This is a genomic window from Blastococcus sp. CT_GayMR20 (assembly GCF_004570345.1).
Genome location: NZ_SPQM01000215.1, coordinates 1 through 5,756, shown reverse-complemented (window position 1 = coordinate 5,756; position 5,756 = coordinate 1). Strand labels below are relative to the sequence as shown.

Below are 5,756 nucleotides of genomic sequence, written 5' to 3'. Positions count from 1 at the left end.
CTCGGCCGCTGCGGCCGGGGACGGGCCGCACGCGGCGCGCGGAGGCCGCCACCGGGCCTCCCCGGGGCGGCCGCAGCCCGCATGACCAGCACGACGACCACGACCGCGATCACGAGCACAACCAGGAACGCCACCGTTCCACCCCCTCGACATGTCCAGCGTACGTCCGTCCGGATACTTCTCGCCGACGGCCGTACCCGGATGCGGGGTCGGCCCCCGAGCGGGAGGAGGACGGTCATCGACGCCGTGGACCAACAGCTGATCGACCTCCTGCGGGCCAACGGCCGCGCCAGCTACGCCGAGCTCGCCCGCCAGGTCGGGCTCTCCTCGCCGGCCGTGCACGAGCGGGTGGGCAAGCTGGAGGCGGCCGGGGTCATCACCGGCTACCGCGCCGTCGTCGACCCGCCCTCGGTCGGGCTGGACGTCACCGCGCTGATCGGCGTCATCGAGAGCGATTCCGTCGACGACACCGGGCTGGAGGCGGCCATGCGCGAGGTCCCCGGGATCGAGGACTGCTGGCGGGTGGCCGGCAGCGAGGGCTACGTGCTCAAGGTCCGCGTGACCGACATCCCGGCACTCGAGGCCACCGTCAACGCGTTGAACCGGATCAGGGGCGTCGCGCGCACGCGCACGACCGTCGTGCTGTCCACGAAATGGGAGGGCCGTCATGGCTGAGTCTCAGGCGGGTCCGTCCGGGGCGCCGCCCCGCGTGCTGCCCTGGCTGGTGATGTACACCGTCGGCCGGTTCGCGATCGCCGCGGCGCTGGTCCTCCTGCTGTGGCTGGTCGGCCTCGGCAGCTTCCCGGGTCTGCTCTTCGGGCTCCTGCTGTCGATGCCGGTCTCCTACCTGCTGCTGCGACCCTCGCGCGACCGCCTGACGGCGGCCCTCGCCGCCCGCAGCGAGGCCCGGAGGACGGCCAAGGAGGACCTCCGCACCCGGCTGAGCGGGACCGAGGAGGGCGGGGTCAGCCGCTGAGGGCCAGGCCCGCGCCGAGGAGGACGCCGGTCGCCAGCGTGAGCAGCCCGGTGCCCTGCAGCGCGCCGATGAGGGTCGGACCCCGGCCGCCGGAGAGCACCGTCCGTGCCGGCGGCACCGCCAGCGGCGCGGCCAGGAGCCCGAGCAGCGCCCACGGGCGGGTGACGCCGACGGCGGCGACGACGGCGAACGCGACGACGAACAGCCCGACGAAGGTGAACCGCGTGGCGCGCTCGCCGAGCAGGACGGCGAGGGTCCGCTTGCCGACGGCCGCGTCCCCGGCGATGTCACGGAGGTTGTTGACCACCAGGATCGCGACGATCAGCAGGCCGATCGGCACCGAGACGGCCCACGCCAGGGCCGGCAGCGTCCGGGTCTGCACGAAGGTGGTGCCGACGACGGCGACCGGGCCGAAGAACACGAAGACGAAGACCTCGCCGAGCGCGCGGTAGCCATACGGCAGGGGTCCGCCGGTGTAGGTCCACGCCGCGACCATGCAGACCGCGCCGACGAGGACCAGCCACCAGCTCGACAGCGCGGCCAGGGCCAGCCCCGCGATCCCGGCGACGGCGAACGCGAGTCCGGCCGCGACCAGCACCTGCCGCGCCGGCGCGGCCCCCGAGCCCACGAGCCGCATCGGGCCGACGCGGTCGGCGTCGGTGCCGCGGCGGCCGTCGGAGTAGTCGTTGGCGTAGTTCACCGCCACCTGGAGCGCGAGCGCGACGACCAGCGCGAGGACGGCGGGCAGCGGCCGGAAGCCGTCCAGCGCGATCGCGGTCCCGGTGCCGACGAGCACGGGGGCCACCGCGGCCGGCAGCGTCCGCGGGCGGGCGCCGGCCAGCCACTGCGCAGGGGTCGCCATCAACCCAGCACCGCCCGGGAGACCGCCCGCCGGTCCGGCTTGCCCGTGTGGAGCAGCGGCACGGCGGCCACCACGTGCAGCTCGCGCGGGGCCGCGGGGGCGCCCAGCCGCTCGCCCACCCAGGACCGGAGCGCGGGCAGGGCCGGGTCCGCGCCGGGCGCCGGGACGACCGCCGCGACCACCCGCTGTCCCCACTCGTCGTCGGGGCGGCCGAACACGACGGCGTCCGCGACGTCGGGGTGCTCCCTGAGGACCGCCTCGACGGTCTGAGGTGCGACGTTCACCCCGCCGCTGATCACGACGTCGTCCAGCCGGCCGTGCACGGTGAGCCGGCCGTCGCCGTCCAGGTTCCCGGCGTCGCGGGTCACGAACCAGCCGTCGCGGAACGCGGCCGCGGTCGCCTCCGGGTCCAGTCGGTAGCCGGAGGCGAGCACCGGACCGGCCAGCTCGATCCCGCCGGCCACGCGCACGCGGACGCCGTCCAGGGGGACGCCGTCGTAGACGCACCCACCGGCGGTCTCGGTCGTCCCGTACGTCGTCACGACGGCGACGCCCTCGGCCCGCGCGCGGGCGAGCAGCGCGGGGTCGGTCGCGGCACCGCCCACCAGGACCGCGTCGAAGGCGCGCAGGGCCGCGGGCTCGGCGTCGAGGTGGCGGCGCAGCTGCGTGGGCACCAGCGAGGTGTAGCGGCGGCCGGTGGGCAGCCGGGCGACCGCCGCGGTCAGCGTCTCGTCCGGCTGGAGGACGGTGGCGGACCGGCCGGCGAGGACGCTGCGGCACAGCACCTGCAGGCCGGCGATCGCCGAGACGGGCAACGCGAGCAGCCAGCTGCCCGGTCCGCCGAGCCGGTCCAGGGTGGCCGCGGCCGAGGCCTGCACGGCGGCGGAGGAGAGCAGCACCCCGCGGCCGCCGCCGGTCGACCCGGAGGTGACCACGACGAGGTCGGCGCCGTCCTCGAGGGGGTCGTCGGGACGCAGCACCCGGCGGGCGGCCTCGACCACGGCGGCGGGGCCGGCGGGGAGGACGGCGAGCGGCGCGGTGCCGCTCAGCGCGGCGCGCACCACGTCCTCGGAGAGGTCCGGCGCGCCCACGAGAGTGAGGTGCCTGGCCACAACGGGCAAGGGTACGGCCCTGCCGAACTACGCTGGCCGGTGTGATCACCGCCGTGTACCGGGTGCCGCTGCGCACCCGCTTCCGCGGCATCGACGTCCGTGACGGCGTCCTGGTGCGCGGCCCGGCGGGCTGGGGGGAGTTCTCCCCGTTCTGGGACTACGACGTGGCCGAGAGCCGCCGGTGGTGGGCGGCCGCGCACGAGGCGGCCGTCGACGGGTGGCCCGCCGCGGTGCGCGACTCGGTGCCGGTGAACGTGACGGTGCCGGCCGTCGACGCGGAGCGGGCGCACGCGATCGTCCGGGCGTCGGGCTGCCGCACGGCGAAGGTGAAGGTGGCCGAGCCGGGCCAGACGCCGGCCGACGACCTGGCGCGGGTCGAGGCGGTGCGGGACGCCCTCGGTCCGTCCGGAGCCGTCCGCGTCGACGCCAACGCCGCCTGGGACGTCGACACCGCCGTGGCCCGCATCGCCGAGCTGGACCGGGTCGGCCTCGAGTACGTGGAGCAGCCCTGCGCGACCCTCGACGAGCTGGTCGCCCTCCGCCGCAGGATCGACGTCCGCGTCGCCGCCGACGAGGTGGTGCGCCGCGCGGCCGACCCGCTCCGGGTGGACCTGCGGGAGGCGTGCGACGTCGTCGTCCTCAAGGTCCAACCCCTCGGGGGCGTGCGGGCGGCGCTGGAGGTTGCCGCCGCGCACGGTCTGCCGTGCGTCGTCTCCTCCGCGCTGGAGAGCTCGATCGGCATCGCCGCGGGGGTCGCGCTGGCCGCCGCGCTGCCCGAGCTGCCGTTCGCCTGCGGGCTGGCGACCGTCGCGCTGTTCGCCGACGACGTGACCAGCACGCCGCTGCTGCCGGTCGACGGAGCGCTGCCGGTGTGCCGTCCCGAGCCCGACCGGCTGGACGCGGTGGCGGCGGACCCCGCGACCGAGGCGCGCTGGCGTTCGCGGCTCGATGCGGTGCAGGCCGCGTGAACCCGTCCACCGCGTTCGCCCGCGTCCTGGTCGACGAGCTCCTCCGCGGCGGCGTCACCGACGCCGTCCTCGCCCCCGGCTCGCGGTCGGCGCCGGTCGCCCTGGCCCTCGCCGCAGCGGAACGGGACGGCCGGCTGCGCCTGCACGTGCGGATCGACGAGCGGACGGCGGCCTTCCTCGCCCTCGGCCTGGCCAAGGCGTCCGGCCGGCCGGTGCCGGTGCTGACGACGTCGGGGACGGCCGCGGCGCACCTGCACGCCGCGGTGCTGGAGGCCGACGCGAGCGGCGTGCCGCTGCTGGCCCTCACCGCGGACCGGCCCCCGGAGCTGCGCGCCACGGGCGCGAACCAGACCATCGAGCAGGCCGGCCTCTACGGCGGGGCGGTGCGCTGGTCGGCCGACGTCGGGGTGCCCGAGGCCGGCCGCGAGGAGGCGCAGAACCGGTACTGGCGGTCGCTGGTCGCCAAGGCGCTCATCACCTCCTCGGGCACGCTCTCCGGCGACCCCGGCCCGGTGCACCTCAACCTCGGCCTGCGCGAGCCGCTGATGCCGGACGACGAGGACCCCGGGCTCCCCGGGCCGTTCGCCGGACGTCCGGACGGCGCACCGTGGGCCACCGGCGGTCGCAGGGCCGTCGTCCAGGCCAGGGACAGCGGGCCGGCGCGAACCCTCGTCGTCGTCGGGGACGTGCCGCCGCGACTCGGCGCAGCGGCCGGCGCCCTCGCCACGGACGCCGGGTGGCCGGTGGCCGCCGAGCCCTCCAGCGGCGCCTGGGCGACGTCCGTCCGCGGCGGTGCGCTGCTCCTCGGATGCCAGGACTGGCTGGCTGCCCACCGCCCAGACCGGGTGCTGGTCGTCGGCAGGCCGACCCTGTCCCGCCCGGTCTCGGCGCTGCTCGCCGACCCCGCGGTGCGCGTGGAGACGCTCGCCGGGAGCCCGCGCTGGGCGGACGCCGGCCGGTCGACGTCCTGGGTGGGCGGTCTGCCAGCCGGCGCGCCGGCTCCCGCGCCGTCTCAGTGGCACGGTGCGTGGCGGGAGGCGGCGACCGTGGCAGGGGCCGCCGTGGACCGGCTCCTCGACGGCTCCTCCGCGATGACCGCCGCCCGCCTGGCCCGCGACGTCGTCGCCGCCCTCCCCGCAGGCGCCCTGCTCGTGCTCGGCTCCTCGACGCCCGTGCGCGACGTCGACCGTCTCGCCGTGCCCCGGGGCGATCTCACCGTGCTCGCCAACCGGGGCGTGGCCGGGATCGACGGCACCGTCTCGACCGCCGTCGGGGCGGCGCTGGTCCACGGCGGCCCCGCCTTCGCGCTGATCGGCGATCTCACGTTCCTGCACGACCTGACCGGGCTGCTGCTGGGCGAGGGCGAGCCCGTGCCCGACCTGACCGTCGTCGTCCCGGACAACGACGGCGGCGGGATCTTCGCCCAGCTGGAACCGGGGGAGGACCGGCACGCCCGGGACTACCGGCGCGTGTTCGGGACCCCGCACGGCCGGGACCTCGTCGCCGTGGCCCGGGCGCTGGGGTGGGCGTCGTCGTCCGTCACGTCGCCGGACGAGCTGGCCGCCGCGCTCGGCGAGGGCGGGCCGCGGGTGGTCGTCGTCCGCACCGACCAGCGGGCCGAGGCCGGGCTGGCACGGGAGATCCGTGCGGGCGTGGGTCGCGCACTGACGGCCTGAGCTGCCGTTTCCAGGCTCTGCCGGTCTTGCGGTTGTCTTGCGGAAACCGAGCGGGTGACCTGCGGAAGCTCGCGGATCGTCGTCCGTGTCACCGGGACCCTCCCGGTCCCGGATAGTCAAGGAGAGACGACGACATGAGCGCCAACCTCAGCCCCTTCCGCC

General features: G+C 76.9%; 6 protein-coding genes. 4 read left to right on the top strand and 2 right to left on the bottom strand.

Annotation, left to right across the window (positions count from 1 at the left end):
• Positions 1-246 precede the first annotated feature (246 nt).
• The gene (locus E4P40_RS25750; protein ID WP_245160589.1) at positions 247-675 is read left to right on the top strand and encodes an Lrp/AsnC family transcriptional regulator; all 429 of its coding nucleotides are present in this window, start codon (positions 247-249) and stop codon (positions 673-675) included.
• Positions 668-976 (top strand): DUF4229 domain-containing protein, encoded by a 309-nt coding sequence (locus tag E4P40_RS25745; RefSeq protein ID WP_135161170.1) that lies wholly within the window; start codon positions 668-670, stop codon positions 974-976. The genes E4P40_RS25750 and E4P40_RS25745 overlap by 8 nt, the downstream gene beginning before the upstream one ends.
• Here E4P40_RS25745 and E4P40_RS25740 read toward each other — a convergent pair.
• Positions 966-1,838: a 1,4-dihydroxy-2-naphthoate polyprenyltransferase gene (locus tag E4P40_RS25740; RefSeq protein WP_135161169.1), complete on the bottom strand. Its 873-nt coding sequence runs from the start codon at positions 1,836-1,838 to the stop codon at positions 966-968. The genes E4P40_RS25745 and E4P40_RS25740 overlap by 11 nt on opposite strands.
• A complete protein-coding gene (gene menE, locus E4P40_RS25735) occupies positions 1,838-2,950 on the bottom strand; it encodes an o-succinylbenzoate--CoA ligase (protein ID WP_135161168.1) in 1,113 nt (370 codons plus the stop codon). Before menE ends, E4P40_RS25740 begins: the two co-directional genes overlap by 1 nt.
• A 41-nt stretch (positions 2,951-2,991) precedes the next feature.
• On the opposite strand from menE, the gene E4P40_RS25730 reads away from it, so the two are divergent.
• Both E4P40_RS25730 and menD read left to right on the top strand, forming a co-directional pair.
• Positions 2,992-3,918 (top strand): o-succinylbenzoate synthase, encoded by a 927-nt coding sequence (locus tag E4P40_RS25730; protein ID WP_245160588.1) that lies wholly within the window; start codon positions 2,992-2,994, stop codon positions 3,916-3,918.
• Positions 3,915-5,594: a 2-succinyl-5-enolpyruvyl-6-hydroxy-3-cyclohexene-1-carboxylic-acid synthase gene (gene menD / locus E4P40_RS25725; RefSeq protein WP_135161166.1), complete on the top strand. Its 1,680-nt coding sequence runs from the start codon at positions 3,915-3,917 to the stop codon at positions 5,592-5,594. Before E4P40_RS25730 ends, menD begins: the two co-directional genes overlap by 4 nt.
• Positions 5,595-5,756: the final 162 nt, after the last annotated feature.